The following is a 17,143-nucleotide window of genomic DNA, read 5'->3' as shown; positions in this document are numbered from 1 at the left end:
GTATATTTTTCTTAATAATTTGTTGTTAAGTCTACACTTTTAAAAAGCGAGTGATCACTTGACGTAATTGTTTTAAATAACCTGTAAAGAAATGATTTGCACCAGGCATGATGGTAATCGGGTGTTTTTGAGGCTTTGTCCAAGCGATCATATCTGAGAGCAGGGTAATGTCATCCTGTTCGCCATGTACAAACAGGATATCACCATTAATTTCAGGAGTTTTGTAGTGACGTAAATCAACCACTGAACCTGTTGGTAAGCCACACAAAACTAATTGTTTCGGGCGTAGATCTTCACTGAGTTGCGCTTGGCATTTGGCCAAGACATGTGAACCAAAACTAAAGCCACCCGCATGGAACGTTAAGCCTGCATGTTTATCGCGTGCATATTCAATCACTGCCATAATGTCATCAGTTTCACCATGACCTTGATCATGTGTGCCTTCGCTACCACCTAAACCGCGAAAACTTGGACGATACACGATACAGCCCATTTCATTAAAAATTTGCGCTAATAAAACAGGCACTTTGTGATTGGGTGTGCCCCCTTGTAATGGATGGGGGTGACAGACGACTGCAAAACCTGTGATTTCACCTTTGGGTTGATCAACAAATATTTCGATTTGACCAACAGGACCTTGGATGAATAGTTGCTCAGACATAAAGTACGTAATGAATTATGGAAGAATCCACTATTTTACCGATAATGAAGAATGAAAACACGAATTGGCATTAAAAATTCTCAACTGTTATAGTTTAGCCAAGATAAATTGATATTGATTGAATATGCTTGCTCTAATTTCTCCTGCTAAAACACTTGATTACACAACAGCTTTACCAACAGATACACACACGCAGCCACGTTTATTGGAACAATCACAACGGTTGATCGAGGTTTGTCGTAAACTTTCAGCGACTGAAATCGCATCTTTGATGACTGTGAGTGAAAAAATTGCCAATCTCAATGTAGAGCGTTTTCGTGATTGGAATTCAGATTTTGATTTTTCCAATGCTCGTCAAGCGATATTTGCATTCAAAGGTGATGTTTATACAGGTTTAGATGCCTATCATTTAGACGACCAAGATATTGATTTTGCACAGCAGCATTTAAGGATGTTGTCGGGGCTTTATGGTTTGTTACGTCCTTTAGATCTCATGATGCCATACCGTTTGGAAATGGGAACAAAGTTAAAGAATACACGTGCACATAACTTATATGAGTTTTGGGGCGATATTATCACTGATCAAATTAATCAAGATTTAGCAAATATCGATGCAAAAGTGTTGGTAAATTTAGCTTCTGACGAATATTATAAATCTGTGAATGAAAAGAAAATTCAGGCGGAAATTATCAAACCTGTTTTCTTAGATCAAAAAAATGGAAAATATAAAGTGATTAGCTTCTATGCGAAAAAAGCACGTGGTCTAATGGCAAGATACTTAATTGAAAATCAATTGAGCCAAGCAGAACAATTAAAAGCATTTAATAGTGAAGGATATTACTTTGATGCAGAAAGTTCATCGAATAAAGAACTTGTATTTAAACGGGATGAACAGTAGTCATCCTGAGTTTGTCGTGGGTGGGTTGAGATGTTAAGCAAAGAACATTTATTAAAACATGCGATTTCATCTGATCAAGTCTGTATTAAAGGACATTTGACAGAACCGCGTAGTTATGGGGTTTATGCTTTGCCATTAGATACGGATGGAACAAGACGTTTTCGTTTTGGCAATCACCCAGTACGTCAACAGGAACTGAGACATGAATTTGGTTCTTGTACCCTGTATCAGCTTTTTCTTGATCGTAAAGATGCCGAATCATTGGCAAAGTGGCTGAATCAAGCAATGTAGAGATGAATGAATATGCAGCAATATTTATCTACATTAGAAAAATCATGGTGTGAGTTGCATCAGCACTATCAGTTTTCTGAACCTCAAAAAATTTTTAATAAACTGATTGCTGCTTATAGTCAAAAGCAACGCGCATATCATACGGTTCAGCATTTGTATGAGTGCTTGGTTTTACTCGAAACGATTCGATCTGATTTAAATGATGATCATGCTGTTGCATTGGCACTTTGGTTTCATGATGCAGTTTATGATCCGCAAGCAAAAAATAATGAGCTGAAAAGTGCTGAACTATTTGAACAGTACTTGGCTCAAGATTTAACAAGAGAGATTGTTCAGAAAATAAAGCGTTGGATTGTTGCCACGCAAAAGCATGAGCCGACTGAAGAACTGGACTTACAGTTTTTATTAGATATTGATTTAGCGATTCTAGCGGCTTCAGCAGAACGTTTTGTGGAATATGAACAGCAGATTCAGCAGGAATATGCTTGGGTTGATCCAGAAATATATAAAATAAAACGAAAAGAGGTTTTACAGCATTTTTATCAGACTGAACCGCTTTATCAAACGGAATATTTTCAGAAGTGTTTCGAGCACAGCGCTAAAAATAATTTGGGGAATGTAATTAACGCTTAGTGTTTATTTTATCCAAATAAAAGAGATAAAGATTTTTATTTCGGATTAAAAAATATAATAAAATACAGAGATTAAACAACTTTTTGAGTATGCAGTGAAAGATCTAACATTAAAAGTAGCCGAGGGAAAACTCAATATTCGTGTGGCGGCATGGATAGAACACGAAGATCAAATTTTAGTATCTGCATTCCCAGATGGAACAATTTCTTTGGTGGGTGGTCGATTAAAATTTTCTGAAACAACGCTTGAGGGAATTCAACGAGAAGTATTTGAGGAAACGGGAGAAGCTTTTAACTCACCTGTACTTTTTGCAATTGTTGAAAACTTCTTTTGTGACGTTGTATCCCAAGAGCAATTTCATGAATTTTTATACATTTATAAAGGTCAGATTCAGCCAAAACTATCCTATCTAGAGGGAGGGGAATCTCAGATTATTTCATGGATGGAAAAAACAAAAATAGCAGATTTAAAACCTGATGTTTTGCAAAAAATTGCTTTGTTATCCCACCAAGAAAATATTATTCATCTTGTTAACTTGGAATCACGATAAATATAAGTTGATAGAAGAAGGGGCTTTATATTGCCCCTTAACGCATAGCTTATTTAAAGAAATAACCCGTTTCAGGTGAGCTTGCATTCGCCATACGCTTACGTGGCATACGACCTGCTAAAAATGCCTCACGACCAGCTTCAACAGCTTTCTTCATCGCTGAAGCCATCAAAATCGGGTTTTGAGCAGCCGCAATCGCCGTGTTCATCAATACACCATCGCAGCCTAGTTCCATCGCAATTGCAGCATCGCTTGCTGTACCTACACCTGCATCAACTAACACAGGAACTTTGGCATTTTCTTTGATGATTGAAATCGTATGCGGATTGAGAATCCCTAAACCAGAGCCAATCAAACTGCCCAAAGGCATAATCGCAACACAGCCCATGCTTTCAAGTTCTTGAGCGACAATTGGATCATCTGAAGTGTAGACCATGATTTCAAAACCATCATCAATCAATGTTTGAGCCGCTTTAAGCGTCGCTGTCACATTTGGATATAAGGTTTTTTCATCACCAAGCACTTCGAGCTTGACCAAGTTATGACCATCAAGTAATTCACGAGCCAACATACAAGTACGAATTGCGCTATCTGCATCGAAACAGCCTGCGGTATTTGGCAGGATCGTGTATTTCTCAGGTGGAATCACTGAAAGTAAGTTGGGTTGATCTGGGTGCTGTCCAATGTTTACACGACGAATCGCCACCGTGACAATCTCAGCACCACTGGCTTGGATGGCTAAATCAGTTTCATTTAAATCTTTATATTTACCAGTTCCAACCAATAAACGTGATTGAAAAGTACGTGAACCAATAATTAAAGGGGAATCTTGCATGGGCTTATTACTCCATTTTTAGCCAATTAGCCGCCACCAACAGCTTGAATAATTTCAATACGATCTTCAGGAGCAATTGTTGTTTGCTCAAGTTTACTTTTCGGAATGATCTGTTGATTCTTTTCTACAGCGAAGCGTTTGCCTTCTAGGGCTAAGTCTTGAATCAGTTGCTGTAGGTTTTCGCAAGACGTGTCAGTTAACTCGCCATTTAGATAGATTTGCATGATAAATCCTTATTTCGCATGCTTGATTGCTTGCCATGCGAGTAGCACCCAACCCACAATCATAAATGCACCACCAATCGGGGTGATTGCACCTAATATTCTAGGTAAGCCAAGCGCCATAATGTACAACGAACCGCAGAAAAAGAGGATACCAATTTGAATCAAAATAAAAGGAATTTTTATTGGGAAGGTTGGTGTGGTTTTATTTAATACAGCCAAGATAAGCAAACCAATGGCATGATAGAAGAAGTATTGTGTTGCGGTAGCCCACCAAGTAAGTTGTTCTGGCGTAGCAAAAGATTTTAAGCCATGTGCGCCAAAGGCACCGAGCATCACCGCAAGCGCAAGATTCAGCGCAGAGATCGCTATCCACATAATTACAATGTAACTAGAAATTTGAGTGGTAAAGTTACCATATTCAGAAAGTTAAGCATAGCCAAATACAACAAAAGGGCTTATAGCCCTTTTGTTGTATTTTAACTCGCTGACATCGCGGTTTTGATTTTTTCCATTGCATTTTTTTCTAGCTGGCGAATACGTTCGGCAGAAACATTATATTCAGCAGCAAGCTCATGCAAGGTAGACTTATCATCATCTAGCCAACGGCGTTGTAAAATATTACGCGATCGGTCATCCAACTGATCCATTGCCTCATGTAAAGCAGCAGTACTTTGCTCTTCGTAGTCTTGTTCTTCGACAAGTCGAGCAGGGTCGTAACGGCTATCTTCTAAATAAAGCGCTGGTGCGGTATGAGGTGTGTCATCATCGTCATCGCCTTGTGCTTCAAATGCAGCATCATAAGCGGTTAAACGACCTTCCATTTCAATCACTTGTTCTGCTGTGACATTTAAATCACGTGCTATGGCTTTTGCTTCTTCAAGCGTCAGCTTTTTGCTTGATTTTTTTAGACTACGTAAATTAAAAAATAATTTACGTTGAGCCTTGGTGGTCGCAATTTTGACGATACGCCAGTTACGAATCACATATTCATGAATTTCAGCTTTGATCCAATGTACAGCAAAAGAGACTAAACGAACGCCCATATTTGGATCGAAACGTTTTACTGCTTTCATTAATCCAAGATTGCCTTCTTGGATCAAATCACCTTGTGGTAATCCGTAGCCTGCGTAGCTACGCGCGATGTGCACCACAAAGCGTAAATGTGACATGACCAATAGCTTGGCAGCATCAAGGTCTTGGTCGTAATAATAACGATCAGCAAGTTCTTTTTCTTGCTCGGCCGTTAAGATCGGAATTTGATTGACAGTACTGATATATGCACCAAGGTTTACGCCAGGCGCAGACAATGACAGGGGCATCAATTGATTGCTGCTGTCAGTAGTCATGGAGTCTCCTTATAGGATGGTATTGAGTCAGCAATTTCATCTTAATGCGAATGTGCTTCATCATTAAGGAAATTTGAGTATATAAATGTAAATCTATCTTTACCAAGAGTTTAACAAAAAAAGTAAATTGGAAAAACCCTAAAGAGATTCAATTAAATAGTGGAATTCATTTTCTGAAACTTTTTGGACTTGGCATTGTAGTTGCTGAATTTGGCAATATCGTGTTACATCAATTTCACTATGTGGATCAGAAGACTTTAATAGGTATTGTATTTTACCGTTTGCTTTTTTTAGGGCGCGTTTGAGCAAAAGTAGTGGCATCGGACAGGGTTGCCCTAAAGCATCAATAACTTCAGTTGAGCTAGAAAGTGTAAAGGTCATAATCATTTAAATAACTTCATTCAAAATGATCTTAACAAATTTTGAAAGGCTTTTAGAGAAAAAGTTTTATTAAAAATGCAACCAAATAATCGTACGAAATCAATAGAAACAGGGGAAATAACTTAAAATAAATCTATTAATTGTTAGAAACCCATGTTAAGCTCGGTGCGTTTTAGGGGGTGTTTAATACAATTAGATTGTACTAAAACCTATAACAAATGGATGTAACCGGAAATTGTTGTTAGTTTTACAGAATGATTACAAGCTTTAAAATTATAAAAAATTTTAAAACCTTGTTGGCTCTGCTGTTTGCAACACCGGAAGGTCCTTATCTTTCAATATCTGAGGATTGACTTATGACAGCTCGTGAACAAGGCGTAGTAAAGTGGTTTAACGACACTAAAGGCTTTGGTTTTATTCAGCGTAATGGTGGTGATGACGTATTTGTTCATTTCCGCGCAATTATGGGCGACGGTCACCGTTCTTTACGTGACGGCCAACGCGTTGAATTCAGCGTAGTTCAAGGACAAAAAGGTTTCCAAGCTGAAAACGTTCAGCCTTTAGACTAATTTGTTTTATTGCTTTAATGCAATATGAAACGCTCCAATGTTATATTGGGGCGTTTTTGTTTATAATAACGACTTTGTTTTGGTCATTGATGGTTCGAGAGCATATATGACACCAGGTTTTGAAACCTTAAATTTACATCCGCAGTTGAAAAAAGCGATTGATGCTTTGGGTTTTACTCAGATGACCCCAATTCAACAAAAGGTTTTGAAATATACGCTAGCAGGGCATGATGCCATTGGTCGAGCACAAACAGGTACAGGTAAAACAGCTGCCTTTTTGGTGAGTGTGATCAATGATCTATTAAATAATCCGATTCAAGACCAGCGCTTTCGTGGTGAGCCGCGTGCGTTAATTTTGGCACCTACTCGTGAGTTGGCTTTGCAAATCGAAAGTGATGCACAGGCACTTACAAAATTTTCAGATTTGCATGTTGTGACCTTGTTGGGTGGTGTGGATTTCGATAAGCAAAAGAAAATGTTGGATCGCAACTTTGTTGATATTATTGTCGCAACACCGGGGCGTTTAATTGATTTTGTTGAACAAAAAGAAGTTTGGTTGGATCGCATCGAATTTTTAGTGATTGATGAGGCTGACCGTTTACTTGATATGGGTTTTATTCCTTCTGTAAAAAGAATTGTTCGTTTTTCCTCGCCTAAAGAGCAACGTCAAACATTATTATTTTCTGCAACATTTAGTTATGACGTCTTAAATCTTGCACGTCAATGGTTGTTTGAGCCTGTAACGGTTGAAATCGAACCAGAGCAAAAGACCAATAGTGATGTGGAGCAACGAGTTTATATGGTTGCGAAGCAAGATAAGTATAAGCTTTTACAAGAAATACTTCGTGATGAACCGATTGATAAGGTCATGATCTTTGCAAACCGTCGTGATCAAGTACGTCGTTTGTATGATCATTTAAAACGCGATGGTTATCGAGTTGGGATGTTATCCGGTGAAATTGCGCAAGATAAGCGCGTGAAAATGCTAGATCAATTTAAGAATGGCAAGAATAATATTATGATTGCAACGGATGTTGCGGGTCGTGGTATCCATGTGGATGGTGTTTCACATGTCATTAATTTTACTCTGCCTGAACAATCTGACGATTATGTGCATCGTATTGGTCGTACTGGGCGTGCAGGTGCGCAGGGTGTGAGTATTAGTTTCTTGTCAGAAGATGATGCATTTTATTTACCTGAGATTGAAAAAGCGATTGGTAAAAAATTACCGCTGACTCGAATGGAAGGCTATTGCTAGATTTAAGTAAATAGAGTGATTTGGTTGTTTTAAAACCAAACATTTGAATCATAGAAGACTAAATCATTTTTTGATTTGGTCTTTTTTATTTGTAAGTGTGTCTTGATACGCAAATTACACAAAAGATTCAGTTTTTTTTTGAAATCCTGCGATTAGTTGCTGAATTGAAATAGATCAACATGTAGAATATGGCGCATTACCTGGGAGGATATTATGGCTCTAATCTCGATGCGCCAGCTCTTGGACCACGCTGCAGAACATAACTACGGCGTACCAGCGTTTAACGTAAACAACTTAGAACAAATGCGCGCAATTATGCTTGCTGCAGATGCGACAAACTCACCTGTAATCGTGCAAGCTTCGGCTGGTGCACGCAAATACGCAGGTGCACCTTTCTTGCGTCATCTCATTTTGGCGGCGATTGAAGAGTGGCCACATATTCCTGTGGTAATGCACCAAGATCATGGTACAAGTCCTGATATTTGCCAACGTTCGATTCAGTTGGGCTTTAGCTCGGTGATGATGGATGGTTCATTGGGTGTAGATGGTAAAACGCCAACTTCGTATGAGTATAATGTTGATGTAACACGTCGTGTGGTTGCATTGGCGCATGCATGTGGTGTTTCAGTTGAAGGTGAGATCGGTTGCTTGGGTAGCCTTGAAACTGGTATGGCTGGTGAAGAAGATGGTGTAGGTGCAGAAGGTGTACTGGATCATTCTCAGCTTTTAACCTCTGTTGAAGAAGCAACTCAATTCGTTACAGATACGAATGTAGATGCTTTGGCGATTGCTGTAGGCACTTCACATGGTGCGTACAAGTTTACTCGTCCACCTACAGGCGATATCTTGGCAATTGATCGCATTAAAGAAATCCATACTGCGCTACCAAACACGCATCTTGTGATGCATGGTTCAAGCTCTGTACCACAAGAGTGGTTGGCGGTAATCAACCAATATGGCGGCGATATTAAAGAAACTTATGGTGTACCAGTAGATCAGCTTGTTGAAGCGATCAAGCATGGTGTGCGTAAGATTAATATTGATACCGATTTGCGTTTGGCTTCTACAGGCGCAATGCGTCGTATGATGGCTGAGAAACCAAGTGAGTTTGATCCGCGTAAATTCTTTGGTGAAACTGTTGAAGCAATGAAAGATATTTGTGTTGCTCGTTACGAAGCATTTGGTACAGCGGGTAATGCAGATAAGATTCGCCCAATTTCTTTAGAGAAAATGGTTGATCGTTACAAATAAAACTGATTTGTGATGAATTAAAAACAGCGGCAATTGTCGCTGTTTTTTATTTCAGCTATAAAAAAATGCCAGCGATAAGCTGGCATTTTCTTGAAGGTGGATACTGATGCTTATTGTGCTTTTGCATCTAAGCTAACATCTTTGATTTCAACGTAGGCATTGGCACGAAGTTCACGTGACCAACTATCTACTTCCATTTCAAACTGGCGCTCACCTAAGATCTGACGAGCCATACGTTCTTGGGCTTCTTTGGTCATATCTTGTTGGCGAGTGTCCATAACTTCTAAAATATGCCAACCAAATTGGCTTTGGAACGGTTCACTTACTTGTCCAACAGGTATGTCTTTCATGATCTTGTCAAACTCTGGCACCATCACACCTGGACTCACCCAACCAAGACTTCCGCCATCACGAGCTGAACCAGGATCATTTGAATAAGTTGCAGCAAGGGTCGCAAAATCATCACCAGCCTTGACTCGATTATAGAGACTATCAATCATTTGTTTGGCACGATCAAGGCTAACAACCTCTGATGATTGAATGAGGATATGGCGTGTTTGATATTGGGGTACTAGGGCTTTTTGATCATTTTGTTTGCGATCAAGCAATTTTAAGACATGTGTGCCATCACGAACGTTAACCAGTTCAGTCGTTTGTCCGACTTTTAATGGGGTAATGCGTGCAGATAGCTCTGTTGGAATGTCTGATAAAGAGCGGAAGCCCATATCTGCACCATCAACGGTAACTGCTGAAGTCGAAAACTTGGTGCTGATGGCTTTAGGATCATCACTCGTGGTTAGAGATTTTCTTACTTCTTGAGCAACTTTTTGTACTTCAGCGGTATTTTCACCAGCAATACGCATATGGATGACATGAACTTGCGTACCAAGTGCGGCTTGACCTTCTGGTGAGTTTAAAAAGTTTTCAACATCATGATCGCTGATTTTGATGCGAGACATGACTTGTTGTTGGCGCAGACGGCCAATTGCGAGATCTTCAGCAATACGATTACGTAAGTTTTCATAAGTACCCGGTGCAATCGCATCTAGCTTTTGCTGGAAAGCGGAGAGTGTGCTTGAACCAGACTGGTTTGCAACTCTCAATACCGCCGCATTTAAGCTATTTTCATCAGCTTTAATACCATACCGCTTTACTTGTTCCAGTTGGGCTTGGCGAACAATAAGTTGATCCAAAACCTGCATTTGTAAGTATTGTTGTGGAGGGACTGGCTTATTTTGCGCTTTTAACTGGTGTTCGGTTTCAGCAATTCCTTGCACTAAATCACTTCTGAGAATGACACTACTATCTACAATTGCAACAACCTCATCCGTAGGTTGAGCAACGCTATGCATTGATGAAGAAATTAGGGCAGCGAGAACAGTGGCTCTAAAGATATGTTGAAAATGTTTTATCTTCATTAACGTTGTGTCCAAGATTGATTGATTTTGTTAAAGCCTAAAACTCTATTCTCGAGAAGAGAAGCAAGTTTATTGTTTAAAGCGCCTAGACCTTTGAGTGTAAATTCTGCCATTACAGCACGCTTTCTACTTACATCTGGAAGGTTTGGATCATCCAAGTCGTTATAGTAAGAACGGCCATAAACTGAGACAGCCCAACAACATGATTCATAATTTACGCCAAGTAAATATTCTCGTATCAAATTGTTGTCTAGGTCATATTGAGCATGACCCATAATACGCCAATTATCTTTTACAGGTTGTATAAAGGATGCAACAACTTGGTCATATGCATCTTGGCGATCTTTAATGTCTTTTCGGTAGAAATAACCGACATTGTAGAGATTGCCTTTATCACCCGTGTAGTAGGCTTGGAAATCGCGTTGTGCGTTATCTCCATTTGACATCCAAGCTGAGTTTGCACTAATAGTGACATTCTGATTCAGTTGGCTAGATAAGCTCACGATTGGTCCTGTGCGACTTTGTGTATCAAAGCGATCAAGTTCTTCATTTAAACTGACACGACGATCGTTGAAGTAGTAACTTTGACCGACACTAGCACGAATACGCTCCAAACCTTCCATATCCAATAGACTGTAAGTTAGACCTAAAGATAAAAAGTTATTATCTTCTAGGCGGTCATGTCCATAAAAGCGGTAAGGATTGAAAAGTTGGTCATAGCTGATCGAGGCTGTAGTCGAGTCGAAGTTCGGATAGTCGTCTTGCTTTTTATATGGTGAATAGGCATAGAAAGCACGAGGGGAAATACTTTGTAGGTATTTACCATCTTTTTCAAAGGTCAAACCTGTCGCAAGCGTAAATTGAGGGACGACAACGGATTTCTCTAAGTCATCTGAGGTAGAAAGTCCGCGCCCTTCTTTAGAGTCTTGATCAAAGAAGGTGTTGATACTACGTATAGATACTTCTGGAATGACATAAAACCATGATGGAGTAATGTGGTTATAGCGTACTGCAAACTGGTTGTAAATACGTGTACCACTAGACTCTAAGGCAGAGCCATCACTAATAGATTTTTTGAAATAAGCGGTATCATTATTAAACTCGTACTGTAAACCTTGTGGGTCCCCAATTGTATAATTTAATAAAAATTGTGGAAGTCGAGCATAGGGCCTATCTGCATCCTTAATGGTTTTATCTAAAGTTTGAAAATCTTCAACTTTTAATTGTGCTTTGAGTCCAGGAATACCATTTCGATAATTAAGCTCCCAAGCACGACGTAAGTTTAAATCGGTTCTCGTGTTGGGGTTATTATTGAAATCAGAAAAATAATCTTTATCAGATGCGTAATTATATTCTAAGTAGGTTGACCATTGGTCATTGATGTTCCAATTATGAATAAAGTGTAGGTCTGAGCGATTTTCTTTATCGTACTCTTTATCATTTGGTATATAGCCACCCCAAATTTGACCTGAACCGAAGTTTTCAGTCATGTAGCGGTATTCGGCATCTAACTTAACACCACGTTTACTCATAAAACTTGGTGTAAGTGTTAAGTCGTAGTTTGGTGCTAAATTCAGATAGACAGGGACTGAGAGTTGGGCGCCACCATCGTTACTATAGCCAAAGTTAGGGCTTAGCATACCAGTAGTGCGTCGGTCATCTATGGGGAAGTTAAAATAAGGTACAGCAATTACAGGTACATCTTTTACATAGAGTTTTGTGCCACGTGTGACACCACGCCCAGTCTCTTGATTAAGTTCGATTTGCTTAGCTTGGATTTTCCATGCTGGTTTTTGGCCAGGTGGACACGCAGTATAGCTTGCATCTGTAAAAACAACTAGATTTTCATTTTGACGTCGAATTTGGTTGGCATGACCGTGCGCATGCTGTTGTTCGGTGATATAAAAACTATTGTTTAAATCGCCGGTTTGAGTCTTTAAGTTGTAGTTGATCTGATCACTTTGGGTGAGTAAGCCAGCTTGTGCAAGTTGAACACGACCTTGTGCATTGGCATGAGTTTGCGTGGAATCAAGAATGACGTGATCTGCACGAATCATACGACCTTCTTGATCAATCACAACATTACCTTGCAAAACAGAGTCGCCATTTGGATCGTAGTGTCCATAATCGGCTGTAATGACGGATGTTGTTGCATTCTGAACAGCAGTTTTGGTGACTGGGTTGATCGGTGTGACCCATGTGCCTTGACAGAAAGCTGAACTTAAATATTGATTGTTGCGTAATTGTGCTTCTGGCGCAGACTTGTCAACATAATATTGCTGGAAAAATTTTTCTCCTGCATAAGTCTCTTGCTCCTGTTGAGCAAGGGCTTTGAGCTGTGTATTGTCAAGCGTAGAGGCATGAGACGTAAACGGCACAGATTGATCCGCTGCGAGACTTGATTGAATCGAGCCGCCACACAAGAGTGTCAAAATAGCAGTTGCTAAAGGATTATATTTAAACTGATGTTTCATTGTCTCATTAACCAATATGCTAATTCACAATTAATTATTGTCGCATCATAGAGAAAAAGTTGATAAGTGGCTACACTTAAGCTTTCAAAATCTCAGCTAGTTTTAGATTTTATTGCAAATGAATACACAACGTGAACAATTGATACAAACTTGGCTGCATACCACGCTGCAATCTGATCAGTTCGAGATCAGCTTTTTAGCGGGTGATGCTAGCTTCCGCCGCTATGCGCGAATCAAGTTACAAAACAAAACATATATGCTGATGGATGCTCCTCCTGAAAAAGAAGATTGTATTCCATTTGTGAGTATTGATGAGTTCTTTGATCAGCATGGTGTTCGTGTGCCCCATATCGTTGCGAAAGACTTAGCGCAAGGTTTGCTGCTGTTAGAAGATTTTGGTGATGTAGTACTATCTACATTGTTAAATGATGAAACAGTCGATCAATACTATGCGCAGAGTTTTAAGCAGTTAATCGAATTGCAGCAAATTGATGGTCGAGACCATTTGCCAGCATATTCGTATGAAAAGTTAATGACTGAAATGCGATTATTGACGGAGTGGTTGTTGCCTTCGTTGAATATTCAGCCTACAGAGCAGCAGCTTGAAACGATTGAGCAAGCATTTGACTTTCTGGCTGTCGAGGCGACCAATCAACCACAAGTGATTGTGCACCGTGATTTTCATAGTCGAAACCTCATGAAAATTGAGAATGAACAAGATTTGGGTGTGATTGATTTTCAGGATGCCGTGATTGGTGCTGACACTTATGATCTCATTTCGATTACACGTGATGCCTATGTGCAATGGAGTGCTGAACGTGTGTATCACTGGTTTGAGCTGTTTTATAATTTGTTGCCTAGCTCTGCTAGAGAAAGCCGTAGTTTTGAACAGTTCAAACGTGATGCAGATCTTATGGCGATTCAGCGTCATCTCAAAATTCTAGGTATTTTTGTGCGTTTGTTTGAGCGCGACGGAAAATCTGGTTATTTAAGTGATTTGCCACGAGTGATGTGGTATTTGCTTGAAGAAAGCCAAGGCTATGATGAATTAAATGACTTTATGCAGTTCATTCGTGATGTGGTGATGCCGAAGTTTGTTGTGAAATATGGTAATTACGAGGTTGCGGCATAATGAAAGCGATGATTCTTGCTGCGGGTCTGGGCAATCGCATGCGACCTTTAACCTTACATACGCCAAAACCTCTGTTAGAAGTCGGTGGGAAACCATTGATTGTTTGGCATATTGAAAAGCTACAACAAATTGGTATAACTGAAATCGTCATTAATACGGCTTGGTTAGCTGAAAAACTTGTTGCTGATTTAGGTGATGGCAGCCAATTTGGTGTAAACATTCTATGGTCGCATGAAGGTGAAGGGCTTGAAACTGCGGGTGGAATCATCAATGCATTGCCGTTGTTGGGTGATCAGCCATTTATCTTGGTCAATGGTGATGTATGGACGACGATGGATTTTTCCTCGTTGTTGAATGTTGAGCTGGGGGATAAACAAGCACATTTGGTGTTGGTTGAAAACCCACCACAACATCTAAAAGGTGACTTTGTTCTAGCAAATGAGCATGCTTATACTTTTGAGCAGGCACAATTGGGTGAGGCGCTGACTTATAGTGGTGTGGCGGTATTATCTCCACAAATGTTTGCTGGTTTAGAGGGTGGAAAGCGACCGTTAGCACCATTGTTAAAGCAAGCGATGCAACAACAGCAGGTTTCGGCTGAGAAAATGCAAGCCGTTTGGGTGGATGTTGGAACGCCTGAGCGTTTAGAACAACTTGATCAACAAATTCAGCAAGGCGAGCTTTTATAAAATACCTTGTCTATCTTTGATTTGTATGAAGAATGGCAAAATACAGAGGATTGTGCAGTTTATCATGCTGTAAGATGTTTAACTGCATAATCGTTCAACAAGTCCTACTGTGTCTTGTATCAGAAATCGGTATACTGCACAGCAAATTTATCGAGATGTTGCACCGTTATGCATCCTTTTTTTCAAGAATTAAAGCAAGGAAGTCAAGCCTTAGGATTAAGCCTAAGCGAAGAAACCCTAACACTCTTACTGAAATATCAAGATGCTTTAGTGCTATGGAATAAGGCATATAACCTGACGGCTATTCGTGACCCTAAAGAAATGTTGGTTAAACATTTATTGGATAGTTTAAGTATCTTAAAAGATTTACCACAGGGGCGTTTGTTGGATGTGGGTACCGGTGGTGGTATGCCGGGCATGATCATTGCATTGTGTCAACCAGAACGTCATTGTGTGTTGTTGGATTCAAATGGTAAAAAGATTCGTTTCTTGAAACAATTTATCGCAGATTTGAAGCTAAAAAATGTAATTGCAGTGCAAACACGTGTTGAAAATGAAGAAAGCATCAATGAACTTGGTCATTTCGATGTCATTACAAGTCGAGCTTTTGCATCATTGTCTGACTTTGTGGATGCGGCACAACCTTATATGCATGAGCAGAGCATCATTGCTGCGATGAAAGGCTTAATTCCAACGGATGAGGTTGAGCAGTTGAAAGATAAATATTCGTGTAAAGTGATTGAGCTTCGGGTACCAAGATTGGATGAACAGCGTCATTTACTTTTACTTCAACGTATTCAATAAAAAATATTAAGGGTAATCATGGCTCAAATTATTGCGATTGCAAACCAAAAAGGTGGTGTCGGGAAAACCACGACAGCCGTAAATCTTGCTGCGTCCTTGGCGATCTTAAAGAAACGTGTCTTGTTGATTGATATGGACTCACAAGGCAATGCCACGATGGGGTCTGGCGTTCAAAAAAATGATCTTCTTTATTCAATAACCGACGTCCTTCTGGGTGAAGTTCCGATCGAGACTGCAATTCAAAAAGCCGAGGTGGGTTATAAGGTTTTAGGCGCAAATCGTGAGCTTGCAGGTGTCGAGCTTGCAATTGCAGAGCAAGATGGACGCGAGTTTATTCTTAAAAATGCATTGCAAGAAATTTCCGCATCTTATGATTATATTATTGTCGACTGTGCGCCAAGTTTAAGCCTTATTACGGTCAATGCCTTGGCTGCTGTCACTGGTGTGATTATACCAATGCAATGTGAGTATTATGCTTTGGAAGGGTTGGCTGATTTAACCCAAACAATTGATCGTATACAAAAAGCCCTTAATCCAAACTTGGAAATTGTTGGGGTATTACGTACCATGTACGATGCTCGTAATGCATTGACACGTGATGTCTCGGCTGAGTTGGAGCAATATTTTGGTAAGAAACTGTATGATACGGTTGTACCAAGAAATATCCGTTTGGCTGAAGCACCTGCACACGGTTTACCTGTGATCTATTTTGAAAAAAGCTCGAAAGGTGCGGTCGCATATTTGAATTTGGCCGCAGAAATATTGAAGAAAAGTAAAGTGAAAAAAGGAAGTGCTGTATGAGCATCAAAAAACGCGGGTTGGCTAAAGGTCGTGGTTTAGATGCGCTACTAGGTTCAATTCAGAAAGAGAAATTGCAACTTGAAGCACAAGCTTTAGATCATGGTCAACTCAAGCAGATTGATGTCAATTTATTGAAACGTGGGGAGTATCAGCCGCGTCGTTTTATTCAGGAGCAAGAGTTAAAAGAGCTTGCTTCTTCGATTGAAAAACATGGTGTGATGCAACCAATTGTAATTCGTCCTGTCGACGATGAACAGTATCCATACGAAATTATTGCGGGTGAGCGTCGTTGGCGCGCAGCGCAGATGGCGGGATTGACAGAAATCCCTGCAATTGTGCGTGAACTCAATGATCAAGTGGCGATTGCTTTGGCATTAATCGAGAATATTCAACGTCAAGATTTAAATCCGATCGATCAGGCTTTAGCTTTACAGCGTTTCCATGAAGAATTTGGTTTAAGTCATCAGGAGATTGCTGAAACCGTTGGTAAAGCACGAACGACAGTTAGTAATTTATTGCGGTTACTCAGTTTGGCTGACCCAATTAAAGACTTTATGCAGCAAGGTCAAATCGATATGGGGCACGCACGTGCCATTTTGACCCTAAAGGCCAAAGATCAAATTGCAGTTGTAGATATCGTTATTGAAAAAGGCTTATCGGTACGTCAAACTGAACAATTGGTTCGTGAGTGGAATGAGCCAAAACCTGAAAAGGAAAAGGCGCTAATTTCTCCAGATATTGAACAACTGACTCAAAAGTTATCTGAACGTTTTGGGGCAAATGTGAAAATAGACCATAATCACAAAGGCAAAGGGAAATTAGTGATTCAATATCATTCATTGGATGAGTTGGATGGAATCCTAAATATTTGTTTACCGAATTAAACTGATAATATTGAGAAACCATCCTTTTATATTTTAAATATTAT

The 17,143-nt window shown here is 39.8% G+C and carries 20 protein-coding genes; 12 read left to right on the top strand and 8 right to left on the bottom strand.

Features of this window, described 5'->3' with window-relative positions; all coding sequences use genetic code 11:
- Positions 1-31: 31 nt before the first annotated feature.
- The gene (locus J2Y37_RS06020) at positions 32-661 is read right to left on the bottom strand and encodes an alpha/beta hydrolase (protein ID WP_349032212.1); all 630 of its coding nucleotides are present in this window, start codon (positions 659-661) and stop codon (positions 32-34) included.
- Positions 662-785: 124 nt separating this feature from the next.
- Here J2Y37_RS06020 and yaaA point away from each other — a divergent pair, with 124 nt between their 5' ends.
- From yaaA to J2Y37_RS06000, 4 genes are all read left to right on the top strand, one after another.
- The gene (yaaA, locus tag J2Y37_RS06015) at positions 786-1,559 is read left to right on the top strand and encodes a peroxide stress protein YaaA (protein WP_349032211.1); all 774 of its coding nucleotides are present in this window, start codon (positions 786-788) and stop codon (positions 1,557-1,559) included.
- A 30-nt stretch (positions 1,560-1,589) separates the two neighbouring features.
- Positions 1,590-1,850, top strand: a complete 261-nt coding sequence (locus J2Y37_RS06010; RefSeq protein ID WP_005197227.1) for a hypothetical protein — start codon at positions 1,590-1,592, stop codon at positions 1,848-1,850.
- 6 nt (positions 1,851-1,856) lie between these two features.
- The gene (locus tag J2Y37_RS06005; RefSeq protein ID WP_349032210.1) at positions 1,857-2,483 is read left to right on the top strand and encodes a metal-dependent hydrolase; all 627 of its coding nucleotides are present in this window, start codon (positions 1,857-1,859) and stop codon (positions 2,481-2,483) included.
- A gap of 94 nt (positions 2,484-2,577) precedes the next feature.
- Positions 2,578-3,033, top strand: a complete 456-nt coding sequence (locus J2Y37_RS06000; protein WP_349032209.1) for an NUDIX domain-containing protein — start codon at positions 2,578-2,580, stop codon at positions 3,031-3,033.
- A gap of 49 nt (positions 3,034-3,082) precedes the next feature.
- Here the strand turns inward: J2Y37_RS06000 and J2Y37_RS05995 are convergent, their stop codons facing one another.
- From J2Y37_RS05995 to J2Y37_RS05975, 5 genes are all read right to left on the bottom strand, one after another.
- The gene (locus tag J2Y37_RS05995; protein ID WP_018679821.1) at positions 3,083-3,868 is read right to left on the bottom strand and encodes a thiazole synthase; all 786 of its coding nucleotides are present in this window, start codon (positions 3,866-3,868) and stop codon (positions 3,083-3,085) included.
- 26 nt (positions 3,869-3,894) lie between these two features.
- The gene (thiS, locus tag J2Y37_RS05990) at positions 3,895-4,092 is read right to left on the bottom strand and encodes a sulfur carrier protein ThiS (protein WP_004671424.1); all 198 of its coding nucleotides are present in this window, start codon (positions 4,090-4,092) and stop codon (positions 3,895-3,897) included.
- A gap of 9 nt (positions 4,093-4,101) precedes the next feature.
- Positions 4,102-4,467, bottom strand: coding sequence for a DUF423 domain-containing protein (locus J2Y37_RS05985; protein ID WP_004671423.1), 366 nt, complete (start codon positions 4,465-4,467; stop codon positions 4,102-4,104).
- Positions 4,468-4,568: 101 nt separating this feature from the next.
- On the bottom strand, positions 4,569-5,438 hold the full coding sequence (gene rpoH, locus J2Y37_RS05980) for an RNA polymerase sigma factor RpoH (protein WP_004671421.1): 870 nt from the start codon (positions 5,436-5,438) through the stop codon (positions 4,569-4,571).
- A gap of 138 nt (positions 5,439-5,576) precedes the next feature.
- The gene (locus tag J2Y37_RS05975; RefSeq protein ID WP_004671420.1) at positions 5,577-5,825 is read right to left on the bottom strand and encodes a sulfurtransferase TusA family protein; all 249 of its coding nucleotides are present in this window, start codon (positions 5,823-5,825) and stop codon (positions 5,577-5,579) included.
- Positions 5,826-6,175: 350 nt separating this feature from the next.
- Between J2Y37_RS05975 and J2Y37_RS05970 the strand changes: the two genes are divergently transcribed.
- From J2Y37_RS05970 to fba, 3 genes are all read left to right on the top strand, one after another.
- Positions 6,176-6,388: a cold-shock protein gene (locus J2Y37_RS05970; RefSeq protein WP_004653893.1), complete on the top strand. Its 213-nt coding sequence runs from the start codon at positions 6,176-6,178 to the stop codon at positions 6,386-6,388.
- 106 nt (positions 6,389-6,494) lie between these two features.
- Positions 6,495-7,646 carry an ATP-dependent RNA helicase RhlB gene (rhlB, locus tag J2Y37_RS05965; RefSeq protein ID WP_034595158.1) on the top strand — a complete coding sequence of 384 codons (1,152 nt, stop codon included), beginning with the start codon at positions 6,495-6,497 and terminating at the stop codon, positions 7,644-7,646.
- A gap of 213 nt (positions 7,647-7,859) precedes the next feature.
- Positions 7,860-8,897 (top strand): class II fructose-bisphosphate aldolase, encoded by a 1,038-nt coding sequence (fba, locus tag J2Y37_RS05960; protein ID WP_004671418.1) that lies wholly within the window; start codon positions 7,860-7,862, stop codon positions 8,895-8,897.
- A 110-nt stretch (positions 8,898-9,007) separates the two neighbouring features.
- Here fba and J2Y37_RS05955 read toward each other — a convergent pair whose 3' ends face one another.
- Both J2Y37_RS05955 and lptD read right to left on the bottom strand, forming a co-directional pair.
- Positions 9,008-10,315, bottom strand: a complete 1,308-nt coding sequence (locus tag J2Y37_RS05955; RefSeq protein ID WP_349032208.1) for a peptidylprolyl isomerase — start codon at positions 10,313-10,315, stop codon at positions 9,008-9,010.
- A complete protein-coding gene (lptD, locus tag J2Y37_RS05950) occupies positions 10,315-12,789 on the bottom strand; it encodes an LPS assembly protein LptD (protein ID WP_349032207.1) in 2,475 nt (824 codons plus the stop codon). The genes J2Y37_RS05955 and lptD overlap by 1 nt, the downstream gene beginning before the upstream one ends.
- 118 nt (positions 12,790-12,907) lie before the next feature.
- On the opposite strand from lptD, the gene J2Y37_RS05945 reads away from it, so the two are divergent.
- The 5 genes from J2Y37_RS05945 (at position 12,908) to J2Y37_RS05925 (ending at position 17,099) form a co-directional block, all read left to right on the top strand.
- A complete protein-coding gene (locus J2Y37_RS05945) occupies positions 12,908-13,921 on the top strand; it encodes a phosphotransferase (protein WP_349032206.1) in 1,014 nt (337 codons plus the stop codon).
- Entirely contained in the window at positions 13,921-14,610 is a 690-nt protein-coding gene (gene murU, locus J2Y37_RS05940) for an N-acetylmuramate alpha-1-phosphate uridylyltransferase MurU (protein ID WP_349032205.1), read from the top strand. The genes J2Y37_RS05945 and murU overlap by 1 nt, the downstream gene beginning before the upstream one ends.
- 168 nt (positions 14,611-14,778) lie before the next feature.
- Positions 14,779-15,414 (top strand): 16S rRNA (guanine(527)-N(7))-methyltransferase RsmG, encoded by a 636-nt coding sequence (gene rsmG / locus J2Y37_RS05935; RefSeq protein WP_004671412.1) that lies wholly within the window; start codon positions 14,779-14,781, stop codon positions 15,412-15,414.
- A gap of 18 nt (positions 15,415-15,432) precedes the next feature.
- Positions 15,433-16,215 carry a ParA family protein gene (locus tag J2Y37_RS05930; RefSeq protein ID WP_005197197.1) on the top strand — a complete coding sequence of 261 codons (783 nt, stop codon included), beginning with the start codon at positions 15,433-15,435 and terminating at the stop codon, positions 16,213-16,215.
- Positions 16,212-17,099, top strand: coding sequence for a ParB/RepB/Spo0J family partition protein (locus J2Y37_RS05925; RefSeq protein ID WP_349032204.1), 888 nt, complete (start codon positions 16,212-16,214; stop codon positions 17,097-17,099). The genes J2Y37_RS05930 and J2Y37_RS05925 overlap by 4 nt, the downstream gene beginning before the upstream one ends.
- The last annotated feature ends 44 nt before the right edge of the window (positions 17,100-17,143 follow it).

This window comes from Acinetobacter sp. 3657, assembly GCF_031456775.1.
Taxonomy (GTDB): Bacteria; Pseudomonadota; Gammaproteobacteria; order Pseudomonadales; family Moraxellaceae; genus Acinetobacter.
The sequence above is the reverse complement of the archived record's forward strand: the minus strand, read 5'-3'. Positions and strand labels throughout refer to the sequence as shown.